23 protein-coding genes and 1 pseudogene are annotated in these 21672 nt (G+C 46.6%); 10 read left to right on the plus strand and 14 right to left on the minus strand.

The window, feature by feature from the left end; translation table 11 throughout:
* The first annotated feature begins 41 nt into the window (after nucleotides 1–41).
* The 5 genes from QUA23_RS11015 to QUA23_RS11035 all read left to right on the plus strand — a co-directional run bounded on the left by QUA23_RS11015 (nucleotide 42) and on the right by QUA23_RS11035 (nucleotide 3379).
* Nucleotides 42–833, plus strand: a complete 792-nt coding sequence (locus QUA23_RS11015; RefSeq protein WP_333075928.1) for an FHA domain-containing protein — start codon at nucleotides 42–44, stop codon at nucleotides 831–833.
* 82 nt (nucleotides 834–915) lie between these two features.
* A complete protein-coding gene (locus QUA23_RS11020; protein ID WP_333034787.1) occupies nucleotides 916–1407 on the plus strand; it encodes an FHA domain-containing protein in 492 nt (163 codons plus the stop codon).
* Nucleotides 1408–1462: 55 nt separating this feature from the next.
* Nucleotides 1463–2200 (plus strand): PRC-barrel domain-containing protein, encoded by a 738-nt coding sequence (locus QUA23_RS11025; RefSeq protein ID WP_333075927.1) that lies wholly within the window; start codon nucleotides 1463–1465, stop codon nucleotides 2198–2200.
* A gap of 169 nt (nucleotides 2201–2369) precedes the next feature.
* The gene (locus tag QUA23_RS11030; protein ID WP_333075926.1) at nucleotides 2370–2930 is read left to right on the plus strand and encodes a hypothetical protein; all 561 of its coding nucleotides are present in this window, start codon (nucleotides 2370–2372) and stop codon (nucleotides 2928–2930) included.
* Nucleotides 2927–3379 (plus strand): FHA domain-containing protein, encoded by a 453-nt coding sequence (locus tag QUA23_RS11035; protein ID WP_333075924.1) that lies wholly within the window; start codon nucleotides 2927–2929, stop codon nucleotides 3377–3379. The genes QUA23_RS11030 and QUA23_RS11035 overlap by 4 nt, the downstream gene beginning before the upstream one ends.
* A 172-nt stretch (nucleotides 3380–3551) precedes the next feature.
* On the opposite strand, the gene QUA23_RS11040 is transcribed toward QUA23_RS11035, so the two are convergent.
* On the minus strand, nucleotides 3552–4130 hold the full coding sequence (locus tag QUA23_RS11040) for a DUF1997 domain-containing protein (RefSeq protein ID WP_333075923.1): 579 nt from the start codon (nucleotides 4128–4130) through the stop codon (nucleotides 3552–3554).
* A gap of 208 nt (nucleotides 4131–4338) precedes the next feature.
* Between QUA23_RS11040 and pheA the strand changes: the two genes are divergently transcribed.
* Both pheA and QUA23_RS11050 read left to right on the plus strand, forming a co-directional pair.
* Nucleotides 4339–5286: a prephenate dehydratase gene (pheA, locus tag QUA23_RS11045; protein ID WP_333075921.1), complete on the plus strand. Its 948-nt coding sequence runs from the start codon at nucleotides 4339–4341 to the stop codon at nucleotides 5284–5286.
* A 50-nt stretch (nucleotides 5287–5336) separates the two neighbouring features.
* Nucleotides 5337–5978: a pentapeptide repeat-containing protein gene (locus tag QUA23_RS11050; protein ID WP_333075920.1), complete on the plus strand. Its 642-nt coding sequence runs from the start codon at nucleotides 5337–5339 to the stop codon at nucleotides 5976–5978.
* 33 nt (nucleotides 5979–6011) lie between these two features.
* Here QUA23_RS11050 and QUA23_RS11055 read toward each other — a convergent pair whose 3' ends face one another.
* The 7 genes from QUA23_RS11055 to rpsL all read right to left on the minus strand — a co-directional run bounded on the left by QUA23_RS11055 (nucleotide 6012) and on the right by rpsL (nucleotide 13473).
* Nucleotides 6012–6962: a PspA/IM30 family protein gene (locus tag QUA23_RS11055; RefSeq protein ID WP_333075918.1), complete on the minus strand. Its 951-nt coding sequence runs from the start codon at nucleotides 6960–6962 to the stop codon at nucleotides 6012–6014.
* 208 nt (nucleotides 6963–7170) lie between these two features.
* Nucleotides 7171–7812 (minus strand): LON peptidase substrate-binding domain-containing protein, encoded by a 642-nt coding sequence (locus QUA23_RS11060; protein ID WP_333075917.1) that lies wholly within the window; start codon nucleotides 7810–7812, stop codon nucleotides 7171–7173.
* A 408-nt stretch (nucleotides 7813–8220) separates the two neighbouring features.
* Nucleotides 8221–8538, minus strand: a complete 318-nt coding sequence (gene rpsJ, locus QUA23_RS11065; protein WP_006632193.1) for a 30S ribosomal protein S10 — start codon at nucleotides 8536–8538, stop codon at nucleotides 8221–8223.
* Nucleotides 8539–8727: 189 nt separating this feature from the next.
* Complete coding sequence (tuf, locus tag QUA23_RS11070) at nucleotides 8728–9957, minus strand: elongation factor Tu (protein WP_190660866.1); 1230 nt, start codon at nucleotides 9955–9957, stop codon at nucleotides 8728–8730.
* A gap of 101 nt (nucleotides 9958–10058) precedes the next feature.
* Entirely contained in the window at nucleotides 10059–12131 is a 2073-nt protein-coding gene (gene fusA, locus QUA23_RS11075; protein WP_333034798.1) for an elongation factor G, read from the minus strand.
* Between the two features lie 345 nt (nucleotides 12132–12476).
* A complete protein-coding gene (gene rpsG / locus QUA23_RS11080) occupies nucleotides 12477–12947 on the minus strand; it encodes a 30S ribosomal protein S7 (RefSeq protein WP_006632196.1) in 471 nt (156 codons plus the stop codon).
* Between the two features lie 145 nt (nucleotides 12948–13092).
* Nucleotides 13093–13473, minus strand: coding sequence for a 30S ribosomal protein S12 (rpsL, locus tag QUA23_RS11085; RefSeq protein ID WP_006632197.1), 381 nt, complete (start codon nucleotides 13471–13473; stop codon nucleotides 13093–13095).
* A 236-nt stretch (nucleotides 13474–13709) separates the two neighbouring features.
* On the opposite strand from rpsL, the gene QUA23_RS11090 reads away from it, so the two are divergent.
* The 3 genes from QUA23_RS11090 to QUA23_RS11100 all read left to right on the plus strand — a co-directional run bounded on the left by QUA23_RS11090 (nucleotide 13710) and on the right by QUA23_RS11100 (nucleotide 15202).
* A complete protein-coding gene (locus QUA23_RS11090) occupies nucleotides 13710–13856 on the plus strand; it encodes a hypothetical protein (RefSeq protein WP_333075915.1) in 147 nt (48 codons plus the stop codon).
* A gap of 69 nt (nucleotides 13857–13925) precedes the next feature.
* A complete protein-coding gene (locus QUA23_RS11095) occupies nucleotides 13926–14129 on the plus strand; it encodes a hypothetical protein (RefSeq protein ID WP_015174049.1) in 204 nt (67 codons plus the stop codon).
* A gap of 221 nt (nucleotides 14130–14350) precedes the next feature.
* Complete coding sequence (locus QUA23_RS11100) at nucleotides 14351–15202, plus strand: Npun_R2479 family HD domain-containing metalloprotein (protein WP_333075913.1); 852 nt, start codon at nucleotides 14351–14353, stop codon at nucleotides 15200–15202.
* A gap of 252 nt (nucleotides 15203–15454) precedes the next feature.
* Here QUA23_RS11100 and QUA23_RS11105 read toward each other — a convergent pair whose 3' ends face one another.
* From QUA23_RS11105 to QUA23_RS11130, 6 genes and pseudogenes are all read right to left on the minus strand, one after another.
* Nucleotides 15455–15970 (minus strand): transcriptional repressor, encoded by a 516-nt coding sequence (locus QUA23_RS11105; protein WP_333075912.1) that lies wholly within the window; start codon nucleotides 15968–15970, stop codon nucleotides 15455–15457.
* 518 nt (nucleotides 15971–16488) lie between these two features.
* Nucleotides 16489–16992, minus strand: a pseudogene (locus tag QUA23_RS11110) (chlorophyll a/b binding light-harvesting protein); the annotation flags it as partial.
* Nucleotides 16993–17542: 550 nt separating this feature from the next.
* Complete coding sequence (locus tag QUA23_RS11115; RefSeq protein WP_333072153.1) at nucleotides 17543–18280, minus strand: response regulator transcription factor; 738 nt, start codon at nucleotides 18278–18280, stop codon at nucleotides 17543–17545.
* A gap of 601 nt (nucleotides 18281–18881) precedes the next feature.
* Nucleotides 18882–19844, minus strand: a complete 963-nt coding sequence (locus QUA23_RS11120; protein ID WP_333075908.1) for an FTR1 family protein — start codon at nucleotides 19842–19844, stop codon at nucleotides 18882–18884.
* A 110-nt stretch (nucleotides 19845–19954) separates the two neighbouring features.
* Nucleotides 19955–20389, minus strand: coding sequence for a ferritin-like domain-containing protein (locus QUA23_RS11125; protein ID WP_333075906.1), 435 nt, complete (start codon nucleotides 20387–20389; stop codon nucleotides 19955–19957).
* A gap of 116 nt (nucleotides 20390–20505) precedes the next feature.
* On the minus strand, nucleotides 20506–20706 hold the full coding sequence (locus tag QUA23_RS11130) for a hypothetical protein (protein ID WP_333075904.1): 201 nt from the start codon (nucleotides 20704–20706) through the stop codon (nucleotides 20506–20508).
* Nucleotides 20707–21672 lie beyond the last annotated feature (966 nt).

Here is a 21672-nt window from a genome sequence, read left to right on the forward strand (position 1 = left end):
GAGGCTGATTTGAAAATCTGGCCGATAGCAAGGAGAAATCGATGATTGTCTGTCCCAATTGCAATCACCAGAACCCCGACGGGGCCAGCCAGTGTGAGGCTTGCTACACGCCTTTACCTGTTACCGCAAGTTGCTCGAACTGCGGTGCAGCAGTTCAGACAGATGCAGCATTTTGCGGTCAGTGTGGCTTTAACTTGCGTCCGGGTTCCATAGTTCCAGAAGTTGAGGGGACAGTACCGTCCCCCTCGCCTGTAGGCCCCACAGTGGTATCGTCACCGGCGCCTGATTTAGTCCCACCCGATCCCCTGATGGCAATGGAACCTCTAGTTACCCTTAATAAGGGGCTTAACTTGGAAAAAACTCCCGCCAGCATTCCGACGATTCCCGATCCCCCGCCATCGCCCTCGGTTCCTGTTACAACTGAATCGGTGGCAACACCAGTAAATATCTCTCCTCCGGTTCCGGGTCCACAGCCGGCAGGTGTAGCTAAAACTCAACTGCAACAGCAGTCGGCGCGGCTGCTACACGTTCAGACAAATACGCCGATGGAATTGCCTCACAGTCTGTCTGTGGTTCACATAGGCAAGCCAAATGACTTAGTGCCGCCGGATATAGATGTTTCGGGATTTGCTAATTCTGAGATAGTTTCTCGGGTACACGCAAATCTCCGGGTGGAGGGAGATGCTTGCTACCTAGAAGATGTAGGCAGTTCCAACGGCACTTACGTCAACAATACTCCGTTACCCAAGGGAAACCGCCATCGGTTACGACCGGGAGACCGCATCTCTCTGGGCAAAGGAGACCTGGTTACGTTTTTATTTCAAATCTCTTAGAGCGAGTTTGGATTGGGCGATCGAAAGTCTAAAATCTAAAATCGCATCTTGAGGCGCTCTACCAAAACTCAATGCTGCCAATGTGATTAAGCTGACCTTGCTACATCCACTCCAGTCTATACCCGTCCGCAGTTGGATCTTTGAAGACGAGCAGGTCGTCCGGATCGGGCGCTCGACCGAAAACCACGTCGTTCTTTTTAGCGCTGTGGTTTCTCGTCGCCACATCGAATTGCGGCGCAGCGGCATAACTTGGGAACTGATCAATTTAGGTACCAACGGCACTTACCTCGATGGTAAGCCAATTGCTAAGGTTCCCATTGTGGACGGTCTGATCGTTCACTTGGCTCGCTCAGGTCCGAAAATTCAAATCAACGTAGGCCCGAATCAGTCCTCAGTCCAGTTAGGACAAATTAGCGTCAAGCCCAGGGAGGCTAAGGAAATTAACGCTCCCTCGGGCGGCGTGCACATTAGCACGATTCCTGTTCCCGACCAAAAAGAAGTTGGCACTTCCAGGGAAGAGGAGGAGTTAACCGAGGCAGATAATAATCGCCATTATTCGGAAGAAGAATATTAAATCGGCTTCTTTGGACGATCGACATTTTTCAAAGGCGGCACTCAGGAGTTTATTTATGAGTACATCACCACAGATTGTTAGGCGCAGCGAACTGCTCAACCGACGCACGATCGACCGCAGAACGGCGGAAGAGGTCGGCAGGGTAGATCGAGTTTGGCTCGATGCTCACTCCCAGCGGGCGATCGGCTTTACTTGCAAGTCGGGACTTTTGGGCAGCAAAAAAACTTGGTTCGCTTGGGCGCAAGTTGATACGGTGGGGGAAAATGTTTTTGTCACCATTAACCCGGAACTGCCGGAATTGCATCAGCCGGAACAAGCTGTTTGTCCGATCGGCCTTGAGGTGCTCACGGACGCTGGGAATAAGGCAGGTGCAGTGGTTGACTACCTATTTGATGTCCGCACGGGTTCAGTCACCCACTACCTATTTAAATCGAGCGGCTGGCGCGGTGTTTTAGACGACATTTACTTGTTACCTGTGGCAGCTATTTCGACTATCGGCAGCAAGCGAGCGATCGTCTCTGAAGCTGCTGTATCGGAGCCAGTGCAGTACGCGGAGGGACTGCACAAAAAAGTCGGTCTGGTAGCAGAGTTTTTACATGAAGATTTCGACAGAACTCTCAAAAATGTGGCAGGTGTGAAGCGGGGCGCTCAAAGTCTGGCGGAAAAATTCCAAGATAAAGCTCTAGAAGTCAGGGATGTAGCTCAAGAAAAAGTTGCAGAGTTGAAGCGGCAAAGGCAAGAGTCTGTCCCGCCCGATCCCAACCCGGAGCCGCCCGAGTCAGATTTGAGCTGAAGTTGGGCCTTCCCGCTCGCCCTGCGACTAATTGCCTAGCACATTCTGGGGCGGCGCGCGCGAGGAAGGTCGATCTGTATTTTGGCTATCAGAGATTGATGCGTTGTCGCTCAAAATTCCAGTGCTACTCAAAGCATTGTATTTTAAAGATATCGCATCAATAAGGAAAATGTTAGCAACTCAAAAAGACCTAGGCTGTTTGATACAACCAACAAGTATTTTATCTAGAGACCCCAGGATTAATAATTGGTTAACTTCTTTCTTTTCAAACAGCGATTCGTCGGTCGTTGACTGTCGCCCGATCGAGAACTTGAATCAGCGGTGCAACCAGCACGGGTCTGAGTTAAATTCTCTGGTTCATCAGCGGGAAAAGGATTATTTAGCCGATCGAATTGAGCGGCTCACCCATCGGCACAATCGCCTCCTCACAGACCAAATTAATCAAGCGGTTTTAACCACTGTCCATCACTGGGAAGTTCACCCGATTAATAACATCGTGTGTGGTTGTTACCGAGGACAGCAAAAATTTGCGCCTGCGCCAAAAGCTAACCCTCAAAAGTTGGTGGCAATGCCTCAAGCCGGCAAAAGTTCGACTTTTACGGCAGATAGAGGGAATAGTGCCGCACTGACGACGCCTTTAAAAAGCAAATTTTTTGCAGTTTTCTCCCAAAAAATCTCTCTGGAAGTATCCCCGTTTCTGTCTGGCGGTGGAGTGTCAAAACATCAGTGATTACCTTAACTCTTTTACATCCTATCCAGTCTGTCCCAGTTCAAAGTTGGTGTTTTGAATCAGAAGCGGTGGTTCGGATCGGTCGATCGAACGACAATGATGTAATTATTTACAGCGCTGTAGTTTCCCGCCACCACGTACAGCTGTGGAATCACGCCAATGGTTGGGAAATTATTAATTTTGGTGCTAACGGCACTTATGTAGATGATAGACCGATCGCTCAGGTGTCAGTTGTGGACGGGATGACAATTCGCTTGGGCAATTCCGGGCCAAAAATCAGGATTCGGGTGGGCGCAGCGAATCAACCGGGCAAAATAATCAAGCCGCCACAGCGCGAGCTCCGCCAACAGGACGAAGTTTCAAAAGACAGGTCAACAGCTTGGCCTGGGGGCGTGGGAATCATCGAAGACGATGAACTTGCAGGGCTGACTCAAACCGATCTTGAGTGACCGGCAGCTATCTCTTGCAGGCTAGTTCCAACAAAGCTCCGATCCCCAGTTATTCCATTTTAGCGCTCATTTTATAGCAAACATTATTAAGCTTACCTAGAGTTCCTTGCTTGGTAAATTATGGACAAGTTTGGCAAACTATTTGGCGATTTAGTTTAACTCTAGTAGGATTTCACCCTTCTAAAGATAAGATTGGGGGGATATCGAGCGATATTAGCTCACTTTCGCTGGTTGCCCAGCGGCGGTAATCGGACAGCAACTGGTACATCAACCGCTGTTTGACGCTCAGCAGTACGCTCTTGAGCAAAGCATTCCCCGTTGCTTCTAAAATGGGTTTGGGCGTCAGCCAAAACGGCGGGGGTAATTCTACTTGCACTTCCAAATCCGCTTTTCCTTTCAAGTATGCTACCCCGCTGCTTTGGTGTACACAAAGCTTTCCTTTGAGATTGAGAGCAAAGCGATCGTTGATATAACCCACGCCACGAATTTCGCACCCGACGGACTCCAAATTGATTGTGCCATCCGACTCAGCCCACACCCTCATGTCTACTGTGGGTTGAATGCTCAGCATCATAAATTGTAACGGTCGCATTTTCAGGCGGAAACAGTCATCGCTTAGCTGTTCTGTGCGACTTTGATCGACAAGGGCGTTGACCAGTCGCCTCGGTTGGCGCAGATAATGTTGAATGGGGACCCGTTCGTCTGGTACGGCGATCTCAACGGATTGGGAAGAATTAAAGCGGATATACATGAGAAAATATCAAAATATAGGATTCCTAAGCATATCTTAATAAACTATCACCTTTTTTAAGGTGACATACGTAGCGCACTAAGTCGCGCGCCCAGCAATGTCATGGGAGAAATCACTGATAAAAGCTTTCGGGACATCGCTAATTTTTCATCATACTTCCTAGTTGATGAGAGTAAAGCAAACATTTGTAACCTAAAATTGCCTCTAAATGAAAATTTCGCTAGCGAAGCCCTCGAAGAGGATCGCACATCTCGGCCCTGTTGGTACAAATGCAGAAACAGCGGCTCTAGCTTATGTCAATTGGTTGAGCCAAGAAACTAACTTGGAATGCACCCTGTGTCCTTATTCCACCATTTCCCAAGCGCTAGAGGCATCTGCCGTAGGGCAGGTTGACTATTCAGTTGTACCTGTCGAAAATTCGATCGAAGGCAGCGTGACTGTCACCTTAGATACACTGTGGCGACTCGATCAACTCCGCATTCAACACGCCTTAGTTTTGCCAATTTCCCACGCCCTGGTGTCTAATGCCAAAAATTTTAACGAGATTCAAAAAGTTTACTCTCACCCGCAAGCGTTAGCTCAGTGTCAGGTATGGTTGGGGCAGTTTATTCCCTCAGCTCAATTAATTCCGGCGAATTCTACCACGGAAGCATTGCAATATCTGGAAGATACAAATGTTGCAGCGATATCTTCGCCAAGAGCTGCTGAACTTTACCATTTGCCAGTGTTAGCTCAACCCATTAATGATTATCCCGATAATTACACTCGATTTTGGGTACTCAGCAGGAGTGGGGGAGAAATCGCTAACGTAGAATCAGGGGAGCGCTCATCCATTAAATCCATTACACAATCTGCTTCTAAGTTGATCCTCGATGCTTCACCGTCTAATTGCACCCATACCTCACTAGCTTTTAGCGTACCTGCCAATATGCCCGGAGCACTGGTAAAACCTTTGCAAGTATTTGCCAGTCGCGGTATTAATTTAAGTCGGATTGAATCTAGACCGACTAAAAGATCGCTCGGAGAATATATTTTCTTTATGGACGTTGAGGCTAACGCCTGCCAAGGATTTGTTCGATCGGCACTCGAAGAATTAAAAAATCACACAGAAACTTTAAAAATCTTTGGTTGCTACAATGTACTGTCAGTAGTATAATTTTATTTTATGTAGTATACTTTTTAAGTCAAGCTTAGGAGGCTGGTGAGATGAATGCTGATGAACTTCTCAAGCGATACGCAGCCGGAGAAAGAAATTTTCATGAAACAAACTTGAAAGAGGCTTCTTTGCGAGAAGCTTTCCTAATTCATATTAATCTAGCCTGCGCGAATCTCAAAGAAATAAATTTTGCTTTGGCAAACTTAAGGGGGGCAAACTTAATAGCTGCCAAGCTCAAGAATGCTTGCCTGGTGATGACAAAACTCAATGGGGCCAACCTGAGCCGAGCCGATCTAAGTTTCGCACGATTAACAGGAGCGGACATGATTGAGGCAAACTTGGAAAACGCCAACTTGAGCGACACCAAAATGATTGGTGTTAATTTGAGCGGAGCATCTTTGTACGCCGCAAACCTGATGGAAGCGAATCTCTTAGATGCTTGCTTGGACAATACAAACCTCGAAAAAGCAAATCTCAGCGAGGCAAAACTGCGGGGCTCAAGTCTGAGAAGAGCCAACTTGAAAGGCGCTTTTTTGTGTGAAAGTAACCTTGAAGGCGCAGATTTGAGAGAAGCTGATTTGAGCGGTGCTAATTTGAGCGGCGCATTTTTATGCGGTGCTAATCTTGAGGGAGCTAAGCTAGATGAGGCAATTTTAAGTGGGGCTATACATTTTTGCGTCAGACAAGTTTGATATCAGGCAATATATAACCGGAGAATCCGACAACTAAGGACTAAAAAATATACTATTGACTTGGCTGAAAGTGAAGTCTATTTGCTGCTGTACCTTAGCAAAATGAAGCTGCATCTTGAGGATCTCTTTCTTGGAATTAGCTTGAGCAATCTTACTTTCCAAAGCCAGCAAGTTGCGGTTGAGATTTTCTACTCGCACAGTTTGGTAGTCTAAGTCAATTTTTAGTTCTGCAGCCTGATCGAATTGAACCTGCTTGCGAACCACGGCGAGGCGGACTGAATTCTCATCCTGTGTCTGAAGAGCTAGCAAAGCTCGCTGCTGCCACTGGTTGGCTTGAGATTCAGCTTGATTGTACAGCCACTGAATCCGCAGTTGGGCGGAAATCGCACTGCCAACAGCCTGACGCAGTTCTTTGAGAGGTTCCTGAATTTCTAAGATTAATAGTTCCCAAAGATTCATCAGTTCGCTGGTAAATTCTTCGCGTTCTACAGAGGCTACCAGTGCTTCTAACAGCAACAAATTTGGTTGCATCTGCTGCGTAATTGTCTCAAATATTAACTGTGCTTCGGACATTTGCCGATCGTAATTTTTTTCTGAGACGGCACCGGATGAGTGCTTTAATATTTTTTCAGTGCTGTCTACCTTGCTGTCTACCTTAACTTGTGAATCCGAACTTGAAGCTACAAAGGCCTGTAATTTTTCGCGGGCGATCGAATTCAGCCTTTGTCGAAGCAAATCGCAGGCTGCCCGCTGCACTGGCCCTGTTTCGCTTTGACAAATCTTGATGACTATTTTTAAGCCTGCATCGCCGTAATTCAATGTCTCTCTCAAGGCGGCGATTCGATGTTCGCTGACAGAACTAGACAGCCGATGTTTAACTCCTGCTAGTCCGCCGAGCACTACACCGCCCACAGGAGGTGGCAGTTGACCGCCTCTAACTGCATCGTATGGTTTCGGTTGGTCGTGATTGTCTAACACAAGCATTTACTGCTATAAGGAACCTATCCCAACCTGTTTGAAGTTAAGAATTAAACAGATACCTGTTCCAAAAAAGAATGGAACTGTATGCCCGCGATCCAAGCCCTGAGTTCATCAGTCAATCGAAAATCAAAAATCGAAAATCGAATGATTTGTGTGTAATTCTTTCTTCACTTTAGGTCAAACCGATCGTGCTTTTTCCTAGGCAAATTAACTACTTGAGGGTATCTTTAAGTACAGTCCTCGCTGCCAAGTGATTGCGAGTAGAAGTCAAAATTTCGGTTTCGCGTTCCAATCTCGCAGCAGTATCTTGCAATTCTAAAAGAGTTTGCTGTTCTGTCGCTGCGCCGTAAAGGTAGCTGGCTACCCAGTAGGACAATTCTGTAGGCAAACTGGGAATGTCTTCGGGCAGGTCGATCGGCTGATCCATCAATTTGCTGGAGAGGCGAACTACATCTCTCAGCAGTTGTTCGACATCTTTTCCCAAAGGTCTGAGGTCTTGTTGCGGCGGTTCGTCTTCCATCCATTCTACTAGACCGACTAAATACGGTTTTTCTCGAACGGCGTCTAGCACTCGGAACCGCTGCTGTCCGAGAGTCATAATTTTCATGCGATCGTCGGGCAGGCGTTGGCAGTGAATCACTTCGGCGCAACAGCCAACGGCAGAGACTTTGTTTTGGTTGGGGTCCCACATGAGAACACCGAAACGCCGATCGCCCTCCAGAATCGTATTCATCATGATTCGATAGCGAAACTCGAAGATTTGCAGCGGCAGGGGTCTACCTGGAAATAGAACCACTTCCGGCAAAGGAAATAAGGGGAGTTCGCGAACTGCTACAGAGGAAGAGGATGCCATTGTCGGTCAAAAGTGACGGTACTTGCGCTTCTTTTTCTTACTTTAACTGATGAAAGGCAATTCCGGGGCAGGAGCGATCGGGCTTTTTCGGTGGCAACGGAAGCGATGGCGAGCTATATCCGGTGCTGGCAGCTTGACAAAGGCCTTATTTTGTCAAAATGTTAAATATACCTTTTTGCTAAACTAAGTGAGTCCCAAGGCGATGATAGCGACTGCTAAAGGAGCGTTTTTGTAGTGGTCGCGCCTTAATTAAGAATAATTGTTTAAGTTCGTTCCGGCTCAGAAATTATTGCTAATTATTAACTAATAACTAATACCTAATAACTCATGACTAAGAAAATTTCAACAAAAAGAAGGAACAATTTCTTTAATCTTTGTTCCTTCTTTCCGAGTTTTCGATAACTCAATCTACAGCTTGACTTCGATATCTACGCCGGCGGGCAAATCCAGTTTCATCAAAGCGTCAATTGTTTTGGCCGATGGCTGGTGAATGTCGATGATGCGGCGGTGCGTGCGGGTTTCAAAGTGTTCGCGAGAATCTTTGTCTACGTGGGGCGATCGCAACAAGCAGTAAATCCGCCGTTTTGTCGGTAGGGGAATTGGGCCGATCGCTGTGGCTGCTGTCCGATTTGCTGTATCTACAATTTTTTCGCAGGATGCGTCTAGAATTCGGCGATCGAAAGCTTTGAGGCGAATGCGAATTTTTTGCTGTTGAATTGTTGCCATTTTTGTTTCTTGAATTTTCGAGGTTCAGTTTGTTGTTTATTGTCTGTTGTCTGTCGTCTGTCGTCTATTTGCAGTTGTTTTTGGGCTAACTGCTAACAGCAGACTCCTGAGTAATAACTAATCACTAAATAGCAGAAAAGCCTGATAAAATTTGGTGGCTTTTCTGCTATTTAAGCTGTTATGGGATTCCTACTTAAGGATTTTGGAAACAACGCCGGCGCCGACGGTGCGGCCGCCTTCGCGGATAGCGAAGCGCATTCCTTGTTCGATCGCGATCGGGTGAATCAGCTCAACAGTCATTTTGATCCGGTCACCGGGCATCACCATTTCTGCTTCACTACCGTCATCAGCGGTGAATTGTGCGATCGTGCCGGTCACGTCAGTGGTACGGACGTAGAATTGAGGGCGATATCCAGAGAAAAAGGGCGTGTGCCGGCCGCCTTCTTCCTTCTTCAGGATGTACACTTCAGATTCAAACTGAGTGTGAGGCATGATGCTTTTCGGCTTGGCAATCACCATTCCGCGTTCAATATCAGCCTTTAAAATCCCCCGCAGCAGTAGACCAACGTTGTCGCCGGCCAAACCTTCTTCCAGAGACTTGGTGAACATTTCCACACCAGTCACTGTAGTGCTGCGAGTGTCCTTAAGACCCACCAATTCGACTGTTTCGCCGACTTTGATGGTTCCGCGCTCGATCCGGCCTGTGGCGACAGTACCCCGACCAGTAATCGAGAATACGTCTTCAACTGCCATCAAGAAAGGCTTGTCAACTTCGCGTTCTGGGGTGGGGATGTAAGCATCTACTTCTTCCATCAGCTTGTAAATTTTGTCAACCCACTCATTTTCGCCCTTGACAGTCTTGGGATTAGCAAGCATCGCTTCGAGAGCTTTCAATCCCGAACCTGTGACGATGGGGATGTCATCGCCCGGAAAATCGTAAGAGCTCAAAAGTTCGCGAACTTCCAGTTCTACCAATTCCAACAGTTCAGCATCATCCACCATGTCTTCTTTGTTCAAGAACACAACCAAGCTGGGAACGCCAACTTGCTTAGCTAGCAGGATGTGTTCGCGAGTTTGAGGCATGGGACCGTCTGCTGCTGACACTACTAGAATGCCGCCATCCATTTGAGCTGCACCGGTGATCATGTTTTTCACATAGTCAGCGTGTCCGGGGCAATCTACGTGGGCATAGTGCCGACCTGTGGTTTCGTATTCCACGTGAGCAGTATTAATCGTAATACCCCGTGCTTTTTCTTCTGGCGCAGCGTCGATGTCGGCGTAGTTCTTAGCCTTTGCTTGGCCTAGTGCAGAGAGAGTCATCGTAATCGCGGCGGTCAAAGTTGTTTTGCCGTGGTCAACGTGACCGATCGTGCCGATGTTTACGTGGGGTTTATTCCGTTCAAATTTTGCGCGTGCCATTCTTGATCTGTTCCTTGTTTCTTTTAGCGATTTTAGACTTTAGATTTTAGATTCTAGACTTTGGATTTAATCCAAAATCCAAAATCTAAAATCTAAAATCATTAGTTTCCTTTGTTCTTAGCGATAATGGCTTCAGCCACGTTTCGCGGCACTTCTTCGTAATGGCTGAATTCCATTGTGAAGATGCCTCGACCTTGGGTTTTCGAGCGGATGTCGGTGGCGTAACCAAACATTTCTGCTAGTGGAACTTTTACAGAAACTTTGGCTATCCCCTGATCCGTCTCTTGACCTTCGATCTGACCCCGACGCGAGTTGAGGTCTCCGATGACGTTCCCGATGTAATCTTCGGGAACTTCAACCTCTACTTTCATCATAGGCTCTAGCAGCACTGGCGACGCCTTCATGACGGCTTCTTTGATCGCCATTGAACCGGCGATCTTAAATGCCATTTCTGAGGAGTCTACGTCGTGGAAAGACCCGTCTACCATAGTAGCTTTGAGGTCAATCACGGGATATCCTGCTACAATACCTGATTCGCAGGCTTCTTTCATCCCTTGTTCTGCCGGGCCGATGTACTCTTTGGGTACAGTGCCACCAACAATTTTGGAGACAAATTCAAACCCGCTTCCGACTTCGGTGGGTTCTAGTTCGATCACGACGTGACCGTACTGACCTTTACCGCCACTTTGGCGGATAAATTTACCTTCGGCGCGGACGGATTTGCGAATGGTTTCACGGTAGGCTACTTGTGGCTGACCCACGTTGGCTTCTACTTTGAATTCCCGCAGCATCCTGTCTACCAGGATTTCCAGGTGCAGTTCGCCCATGCCGGCGATGACTGTCTGGTTGGTTTCTGGGTCAACGTTGACTCGGAAGGTGGGGTCTTCTTCCGAGAGTGACTGGAGGGCTTTGGAGAGCTTCTCCATGTCTTGTTTGGTTTTGGGTTCGACAGCCACCGAGATGACTGGCTCTGGAATAAACAGAGATTCCAGAATCACTGGCGCTCCTTCTTCGCAGAGGGTGTCGCCGGTGAAGGTGTCTTTCAAACCCAAGGCTGCTCCCAAGTCTCCGGCTCGCAGTTCCTCAACTTCTATCCGATCGTCCGCTTTGAGTACAATTAGGCGAGAAACCCGCTCTTTTTTGTCTTTGGTGGAGTTCAGGACGTAGGTTCCTTTTTTGAGGATACCGGAGTAGACGCGAACAAAGGTCAGCCGACCGTAGGGATCAGCCATGATTTTGAATGCCAGGGCTGACAGGGGCGCGCCGTCGTCTGCAAATCGTTCTGCGGTGTCGCCGTTCGGCAGGAGTCCTTGAATTGGGGGAACTTCCAATGGCGACGGCAGGTAGTCGATGACTGCATCCAACAACAACTGAACGCCTTTGTTTTTGAAGGCCGAACCGCACAACATGGGGACGATCGTACCTTCGACAGTGCCGTGACGCAGGGCCAAGCGGATTTCGTCTTCCGTTAACTCTTCGCCTTCGAGGTATTTCTCCGTCAGGGCGTCGCTGGTTTCTGCTACCGACTCGATCAGCTTGGTGCGGTATTCTACGGCTAGATCCTTTACTTCATCGGGGATTTCTACTTCCTCGATGTCGGTTCCCATGTCGTTGTTGTAGATATAGGCTTTCATTTGCACTAAGTCTACAATTCCCCGGAAGTTTTCTTCACTGCCGATCGGGATTTGGATGGGTACAGCGTTCGCTCTCATTCGATCGCGAATTTGGCCGTAGACTTTGTAGAAGTTTGCGCCCATCCGATCCATTTTGTTGACGAACACGATCCTCGGTACTTTGTACCTGTCGGCTTGTCGCCAAACTGTTTCGGATTGCGGCTGCACTCCCCCTACCGAGCAAAACACTGCGATCACTCCGTCGAGCACTCGCATCGAGCGTTCGACTTCGATCGTGAAGTCTACGTGTCCGGGAGTGTCGATGATGTTGATTTTGTAATCTTTCCAACTGGTGGTGATAGCAGCGGCAGTAATCGTAATTCCCCGCTCCCGCTCTTGCTCCATCCAGTCAGTGACTGCTGTTCCCTCGTGCACTTCACCCATTTTGTGAACCATGCCTGAATAGAACAGAATTCTTTCAGTTGTTGTTGTTTTGCCCGCGTCGATGTGGGCTGCGATGCCGATGTTGCGAGTTTTTTCTAGCGGGACGGTACGTGCCACAGCTACCTCCTTAATCTTGTGTTGCTGTTATAATACTATTATACTACACAGTAACCCTATTTTGCACTCCCCAGCGACTTACAAAAGTCTCTGGAGCTTATTGTTACATTTTAATATTTTTTGCAAAATTTGTTTACAAAAATATTAAGGATGCGACATGGAGGATTCAGAGAGTGCGTGAATTTTGAGTGCGTGAATTTTGATTTTAGGAGTTTTGAGTTTGCTTCACGAATCGCAATTGCGCCAAGAGAAGCAATCTCAACACTCAAAACTTACACTTTCCAATTTCTCACCCGATGCTTTTATACCGCACGATCGCGCTCTTCTCCATGCCCGATGTTGCAGTTAGTAGCGGTAGTGAGCAAAAGCCTTATTAGCTTCAGCCATGCGGTGTGTTTCTTCGCGCTTGCGAATAGCACTGCCTGTTTCGTTAGCTGCATCCATCAGTTCGTTGGCTAGCTTGGCTGCCATCGAGCGGCCGGTGCGGGCGCGGGCAAATCTGATCAGCCAGCGGAGGGCGAGGGTGGTACCGCGATCGGAACGCACTTCCATCGGCACTTGGTAGGTGGCGCCACCTACCCGGCGGGCTTTGACTTCTACCAGGGGTGTCGCGTTTTTGACTGCTTTTTCAAACAAGTCTAACGGTTCAGCCCCTGTGCGCTCTTGGATGGTTTTGAGGGCGTCGTAGACGATGCTGGAGGCAACGGATTTTTTGCCGTGCTGCATGATCCGTCTCACCATCATGCTTACCAACCGGCTGTTGTAGGTTGGATCTGGTGGAACTGGACGTTTTTGAATAACTGTGCGGCGAGACATAGTTCTATTTGGGATTTTTGATTTTGAATGATTGAGTTTGGGGTTTTTGGGTCACATCTCGATTTATGACGATCGAGGGTGCAATTGATCGGCGCGATCGGATTTATTTTTGCTTCCCAACCCCGACGATCGGGCGAGTTCCGTGTTATTTTTTCTCTTTAGGACGCTTGGCCCCGTATTTGGAACGACCCTGCTTGCGGTCTTTCACCCCAGCGGTGTCTAATGTACCCCGAATGATGTGGTATCTAACTCCGGGCAAATCTTTTACCCGACCGCCCCGGATCATTACTACCGAGTGTTCTTGCAAGTTGTGACCGATCCCTGGGATGTAGGCGGTCACTTCAAAACCAGAGGTCAGCCGTACCCGAGCCACCTTCCGCAGCGCCGAGTTGGGTTTTTTCGGGGTGGTCGTGTACACTCTGGTGCAAACTCCGCGGCGCTGGGGGCAACTCTTGAGAGCTGGCGATTTGGTTTTTTTCTGCGTTTGTTCCCGTGCTGAACGGATGAGTTGCTGAATAGTGGGCATGAGTTACGGCATTTCTAGCTTTTTGCTGAATATAGTGATTTGGGTGTATCCGCACTGAAAGTCCCTTCCCCTCTGGGGGGACGGGATGAATGAAAATAATTATGGGTAAGTGAGGATACCAGACTCTATATTGTACACGACGGGTGTTTCTTTGGCAAGAAATTTGCGCGACCCGCGATCAAAATTCCTTCCTTGCTGCAAGTTGTCCAGGGGCGAGCGCAACGGGAGAATGGTATGTGACATCTAATTTAGGCGCAACTATGATGATTGTCACAGCCGTCAGCAAAATTTATGACGATCGCAATATCGCGCTTTTTCGATCAAATTACGATTGTGAGGAGAAGTGCATTAACTCCTGCCTGCGATCGCATCACAGTCTATAGCCGATCTACATCACATAAAGTTATCTAAAATTGCCGGATAATAAGAAATATACATTGAGTTGACAGCAGATGACAACCAAAGCTTATATTCCTGAATATAAAATTTCCGAACTTTACTTGAACATTTGGAAATCCGGTAAGATCGATCGGACTGTGTTCCAGCAAATTCAATACGCAATTAATTCTCACAGTTTAAAAAGTTCAGAGGAGCGAAAAATTGTCAGCAGGCTGCTGTATGCAGTACGGCGGGGATGGGTGTCAGTGATGGACTGAGTTACTTGGGAATTTTGACTCAGGGCGCGAGATTGCTTGGTGACTCACCAGGCGTAGCTGCGTCAATGAGTTTTGAGATTACCACCCACCTGCCACCCACAGCTCACAACGCACGCGGGGTGAATGAGTTGTGAGCTAAAATCTCCTCAAAATTAGAGGGTTCCCCATATAGATGCACCGCTCTTAACTTAAAAAGAAATATTAAGGTAAAAGGACAGGGTATGTTTAATTCGACAGAACTGCTGATCGAGGCTTTCATCGAACAACTTCAGAACGGGTACAGCCGCACTTACGGAGGCTACAAATCAGACTATGCTGACATTATTGCCTGGGTGGGGGCAATGGCGTTAGAAAACATCGCCAACAGCGACGCTCTTTATCACAATGTAGAACACGCCATTTGCATTAGCTTAGTCGGGCAAGAAATCTTGCGGGGAAAACACATTCGCAAGGGCGGAGTTTCCTGCGAAGATTGGCTGCACTTCATCATTTCTTTGCTGTGCCAAGACATCGGCTATGTCAAAGGAGTTTGCCGGCAAGACCAAGAATCAGAAGGATTGTATGCTACGGGAAAAGATGGCATGAGAATTGCACTGGCTCCCGGTGCAACAGCGGCTAGCTTAGCTCCTTACCGAGTTGACAGAGCTAAATTGTTCATTGACGAGCGCTTCGGCAACCACAAGCTAATTAATGCTGAGATAATTAAGCAGAACATAGAACAGACTCGTTTCTCGGTGCTTGACGGTAACACTGACGAGGATGCAGGTAATTATTCTAGTTTAGTGCGCGGTGCTGACTTGATAGGTCAGCTCAGCAACCCGCAATATTTGCAGAAAATTGGCGCGCTGTTTTATGAGTTGGAAGAAAGCGGTGCTACTAAAGTTTTGGGCTATCGACATCCGGGTGATTTGCTGCAAAGCTACTCTAAGTTTTACTGGAGTGGCATTTATCCTCAGATCAGCGAATCTCTAGGTTACTTGCAGTTGACGCAGGAAGGCAAACAGATTGTGGCTAGTTTGTACGCTAACATATTTCGGATGGAACACCAACGTGGCGATTCTGAGGTTGCTTGACGGAAGGGGAAGGGAAATGCAGCAAGTTTTGAATGCGTGAGACTGCTTTCCTAATAATTTCTTCGCTAACATTCTTTGGAGCGGTATTAAGGGGAAGGGAAAGACGGCGAGTTTTCAATGGGTGAGATTGCTTTCCTAAGAATCACTTTGCTAGCATTACTTGCAACGCGATTGCCCTACCTGAATTCAATAGTGACCAATTACCAATTACCAATTACTAATTCCCCATTACCCAAATGTATTTTATCCAACTCAACTAATTTCCTCCTCAATTTTTGAATGATACCTCGGACACAACCAATTACTCGGCACCAAAGAAGGCCATCCCTCCCGCAGCGCTTCCAAACAAACAGCTCGCACAGTTAATTGACAGTCAAGCAGTTCGACCCCAGCTTTTTCAACTTGCTTTTTGCCAATTTTTAAAATGGATTCATCGCTAAATTCAAAGGTTTTGTGACACTGAATGCAAACCAGGTGGTGGTGGTGGTGCAATTCGGGAAAATTCAGTTCGTAATGTTTGTGTCCTTCTGCTAATTCTAGTTCACGCAAAATTCCAATTCTTGCTAATAAATGCAGGGTTCGGTAGACAGTAGACAAGCCTATTCGTTCTCCTTTATTCTGCAAAGTCTTGTATAACTCTTCGGCACTTAAATGATTGCCTTGGGGCAGATTTTGAAAGACACTCAAAATAGTTTCTCGCTGGGGAGTCAGGCGGCAGCCTCTCTGGTTTAGTTCAACTTTGAGTGAGTTAGCACTGTATAAATTCATGTCGCAAAAAATAAAAAATTTGAACGAGGCTTCTAGTGGATTATCTGTTATTTATTCGCGCTCTTTTTTAGATTCTCCTAAAGTGTATTTTCCTTGATAATCCATCTAATTCTCGGCTTCCCCTTTAGTTAAGGGTAATCTGCTAGCCATCTATCCCCCTTGGTAAAAGTGGTAGTGAAAAAGTAGTTTTCGGTATTTATGCGTAATTTTGGTGAAGTTTATAGCAATGTTGCTGATAAGCATTGGTAAAACAAGTCTTAGGGTCAAAGTCAGTGCAACCGATCGCATCTTTAGTACAAGCAACGCACGGGCGCACTGTAAATGTGAGGCGGTAGTCGTTACTAAAAAAATTCTCATAACAAGCAATTGGATACCAGCGCTTGATTTGATGCGCTCCTTCTGGCAATGTTACGGACAGACTCCAGAAAAATAATCAAAGTGGCAATACATAAATTTTAGAAAAAGACAGTCATGCGGTTATTGTTTCAAGGTTGACCGAAATCTGAACAGCGTTTGTAGGTAAAAAATAGGAATTGCACCATCGATGCTTTGGGTACCAACAAGAAGGTAGCGACACCCAGCAAAACTAGGCGGATGCCCAAGAGGGTGGTCATTTTGTCTGCGTCTTCCCATGTGTAGCCAAAGAAAGAAGTTCTTGCTTCGAGGGTTGCTGGCCCTTTGAGGGAGTGAAAGATGCCACCGAAGCCTAGAAAGGCTGAGCTGATTAGGTGAATCGCCCTAACGGCGAAGTACCGATCAGTATCGGCAATTTTGCCTCCCGCACCCCCGCCCAAGCCGAGTCTGGCTAGGTTTGGCAACAGGAGTAAGCCTTGTTCGTCCATGGGCAATTCTGGGTTAAAGCGAAAAACCTCTAATAGGGTATAGGCTCCCGCCCAGAAGACGATGAGGCCGGCGTGGGCGACGTGGCTACCGAGCAAACAGCCGGAAAAGTTTATTAAGCGGGCGTTGCCGACGCACCAGGGAAATGATTTTCCTTCGGCTGGGAAGGATTTTTCTGCCATGCTGGTCACGGCTATTTACCTCTTGAGAAAGATGTCAGGGGAGTTTTAAGCGATCGCAGGTTATTGATATAGATAATCAACAATTTTAGTAGTTTCGTCAAGGGGTATTTGAGAAAGATTTTCACTGATTTGAGTTCAGGTATGTAAATCAGTAGGAAAAAACATCGTCATATCACGATTATGACTGTTTTTGGCGCTTGAGCAAAGTTTGCTCTCTCATTAGCCAAAATAACAGCTCAAGGAATACTGCTAAATTTATTGATAAATAATGTTATTAAAGAGTATTATGGCTAGAGTATTGTTTAAGTAGCTATCCAATCATCTCGGAAAAGACAAGGTGGAAAAAGAAATCCGGTACTTTCCTATGGACAAGCTTCTCTAAAAGTAGGCTTAGAGGGGGGTGTGGCATTGTTTTTTTTCCGAATCAAGAGAGTTAATGCCTACTTGTTGACATATTCATCTCAAACTCCAAACAACAAAGCCTGAGAACAAATGCTCTCAGGCTTTTCTAGCGGTATTTTTAACTGCTTGCTGCATCTGGCGCGCTAGCTCAAGCAGAAGATTTGGTTTCTTCAGCTACTTGCTCGTTGTTGGGCAACTCTAGGCAATAACCAGCCCCATATACGGTTTTGATGTACCTAGGATGGCGGGGATCGGGTTCCATCTTGGTTCTCAGGTGTCTGATGTGTACACGAATAGTTTCGATGTCGTCGTCTGGGTCGTAACCCCACACTTCTTTGAGAATTTCGCTGGGAGAGACTGTCTGACCGTGGCGCTGAAGCAAGCAGTGCAGCAACTCAAACTCTAGGTGGGTCAGTTTGACTGTCTGATCGTACCAAACAGCTTCAAACCTTTCTGGGACAAGGGTCAGGGGGCCGTAATTCAGGATTTCGGAGTGTTTGGCAGCTTGGGGGATGCGGTCTGTGCGCCTTAGTAGAGCTCGCACTCGGGCTAGCATCTCTTCTAGTTCAAATGGTTTGGTCAGGTAGTCGTCGGCGCCGGAGTTGAAGCCTTCTACTTTGTCTTGAGTTTGACTTAATGCTGTCAACATCAAGACGGGAATGTCTGAGGTGCGCTCGTCACGCCGCAAACGCTGACATACGGTGAACCCGTCTACTCTAGGCAGCATGAGGTCTAGCATAATCAGGTCGGGGAGCAGTTGTATGGCTAGTGCCTGACCTTTGATGCCGTCTTCTGCCTGGGTGACTTCGTAGCCAGCCATTTCTAGGTTGACGGCTACAAGTTCGGCGATCGCCGCGTCATCATCAATAACAAGTATCCGGGGCATCATTATTTATCTCACCGCTAACCGAATGGCAGAACCTACAGCCTTCTGGGGGTTCCAGGTAACTTTAACGAACAATTTTTTAATTTTAAGCTTCATTAAGGATTATAAGGTTCATTAAGAACTTTGCGGGCTCTGTAAATATTCTTGTACTAATTATAAGCCCTAGGAGCGCATATCAGAAAACTGTTCGCCAAAAATCTTGCTGGGGGCCGATTTTTTACGGGCAAGAACAGCCTCAACTTTTGGAGGGTGCGCCTGCGACTTGACAGAATCCCCTAACGCTAGCCCGCGTCTTGCAGAACCCAGTTAACCATTAACTGTTACCTGTTAATTTTTTGAAGAGGTTAATTTTTATTAAAAAAGTTTAGTGTTTTTTGAAGGGTAGTGCTTACTTCTTTCGGGTGTTGACGCTAGATTTAAATAATATCAATATAAGTATTTATAAAAAAACAAAATATATTCTATTGTTTAATAGAATCAGATAAAAGTCAAATAATCAATCCCGTCACATGAAAATTTTAAGGCGATTTTTTTGCAGGTGGGGCTGATTTTCTAATCGTCCTGGGATCAGCGAAATAACGGATAAAAACCGCTTGCATACCTACTGAGGGCGAGTTTGCGATCGAGCTGGCTGAGTATTTTTGTTGGGAACAGTCGCCTTAGAGCCTAATTTTTGGAAATAAAGACCGCCGATGGTGGCTAAGAATATTGTGTAAGCCGCTGCTTGGACGAGATAAAGTCGATCTCTGTATCCAAATAGTGCTTTGAGAACGACTCCCGGAAATTCCCGATCGGGCAAAATTTCCGCTGCATTCCACACCATCGGGCCTAAAATACAAGAGTGGAGTGGTGCGAGGCGATCGTAATAAACACAAATCGCTGCATACTTGCTATTCATCTGGGACAAAATCCCAGCGGCTTGGTCAAAATGTTTGAGTGCAGATATTGCCAAACCTGCCACGATTAACAGCAACAAAATCCCCATAAACTTGAAAAACAGGCGGATATCAATTTTTACACCCCACTTGAACAGTAGCGCGCCAATGATTGCCGCCCCAGTCAAACCGCCCAAAGCCCCCAAAGCGGGACTCAAACCTTGTTGAAACTGAGCACTGACAAATATAACTGTTTCAAAACCTTCGCGCAGTACCGCAATAAAAATTAAGCCAAATACGCCCCAGCCGGCATTAGTATTTTCTGTCAAAGCTGCTGTAACGGCTCCTTCAACTTCTGCTTTGAGAAAGCGGGCTTGCTGAGTCATCCAAATTAGCATCCAGCTTAGCATTGCGATCGCCACAATTCCCAACACGCCCTCTAATAGCTGTTTAATGACTGGTGCGTAAGGCTGCTCGGAGGTTGATAATACTGCCAGCAATCCATTGAATAGAACACCCACAAAACCGCTAGCAGCAATGCCGGCTGCGACACCTGCATAAACCCAAGAATTGAGGTAGCTTTGCTCGGCTTTTTTGAGGCAAGCTAGTACAATTCCGACGACTAAGGCGGCTTCTACGCCTTCGCGCAGGGTTATTACAAAAGTCGGTAGCGCTTCACTAAAATTCATTTTTTATAATCATGGGGCATGGGGGAGAGGGCATGGGCCTGGGGTTTTGGTCCTTGGTCATTGGTCATTGGAAATAACAACTCACCAATAACCAATAACCAATGATTAAATCAACTATAATCGCGCAGCATTTTTTTCAATTCTACTTGGTGCAATTCTTCCTGTCCAATTAGATTGCGGGCATATTCTTCCAAATAAACGCTGGAGTCAGTCACAACTTCAAGTAAAGATTTATACTTTTTAAGCGCTTTTTTCTCGTGATTTAAACTTTCTTCCAATAAGTCTTTCACCGAGTGTTTGTAGGTTTCTTCGATGGGAGCAATTTTCTGACTAGGATGCCCCTCTAAACCGGTGAGAATTTCTCCTGCTTGTTGGGCGTGGATTAGGGATTCCGTTGCTTGTGCTTTAAAAAACTGCACGATGGGAATCCGGTTTGGTCCTGTCACCATTAGTGAATAGTGGGTATAGCGCACGACACCTGCAAGTTCCCATTCCATGATGGTACATAGCAGTTCCTGGGTTTTTTTCTCGTCAAGTTCTTTCATTTGTTGTTTTAGAAGTAGCAGGCCTTAGAGGGCGCTGTTTATAATATCACATTTAAGTTAAAAATGAAAAGTAAGGTGCTGATGGCGCACCTTACCGGAGAGATGTTGTATGTGAGTTACGGGTTAACTTCTAAAGTTCCAGTAGGAGCAAACACTACAGTAAACTTAACGAATGCTGCTGCACTGTTACCGCTGCTAGTTTCGGAAGATTTCAGCAGATTTGGCAAAGGAGTTTCTTGGCTGTAATCCTTGGCTGGTTGATTGAGTGGCTCGAAATTGCCGATCGCCCCATCTTGACTTGTAGTGACTCGATACACTAGATTTTGATTGAACGTAGGGCTAGTTTGCCAACTTCGATCGATGCGATCGTAGAGTTTTAGAGCTAACTGATCTATTTTTACGCGATCCGTAATTTCTGCTGTCTGATTTGTTCCATCTACCGCCTAAACTTTCGGCTGGGCTGCTGATACAGGTACAGCTTGGACAGTCTTATCTGTAGGGTTACTCGCAATAGCCATTTCTGTAGGCGTATTAGTGAAATGTACAACGTCTGGAGACTTGTCAGGCAAATTTTTTGGCTGTTAACAGGTAAACTGAAATTATTTGCAGCTGGAAGCGCACTGCTACGGGCAATAGCTGGCTGAGCCACCCCCTTAGCAACAGCATTAGCAACAGCATTAGCGGGATTTGGCCGCTCGATTGTCAAAGACTTGAGGTGGAAACCGCGACACTTTTCTTTTTGGCTAATGTACCACATTGCGATGGGAAAAGTCATAAATAAAAAAGTCAAAGCTCCGACGCTAACCCAAACAATTTTGTTCATCTCCCTGGCGTTTACTAAAAAGCTAATGTACCCATTTGTGGCAAGATTTTATCGGCAACCTGCCACAGGGAAAAGTTAAATGTCCCGTATAAACCATTACCACTAATGCCAACACTGCACCCATGCCGTGAATGCTTCCCATCTACCGCTGCCAAGGGATCGGATGCAGTAGGTTAACTAAAGGTAAAAACAGAAATAAACCAGCGGATAAAAAGCTCAGTCCGTAGACAGAAACTTGACCGATATCTAACTCTTTGGGAAATTCAGATAGAACTAAATCGGTAGTTGAGTCTTGGGTTGACCGCTCCACTACTGCCAAACATCCTGTAGGTTGTGCGGAAAATTACTTGAGAATAAGCGCATTAGTATTTTGAGTTTCTTGATACAGCACTTTGCGTGACTAAGAGGTACAGTAACAGCAGTGAGCAAAATAATTTTTGATTTGCTTAGTTGAACATAA

This window comes from Microcoleus sp. Pol1C5, from assembly GCF_036701115.1.
Taxonomy (GTDB): Bacteria; Cyanobacteriota; Cyanobacteriia; order Cyanobacteriales; family Microcoleaceae; genus Microcoleus.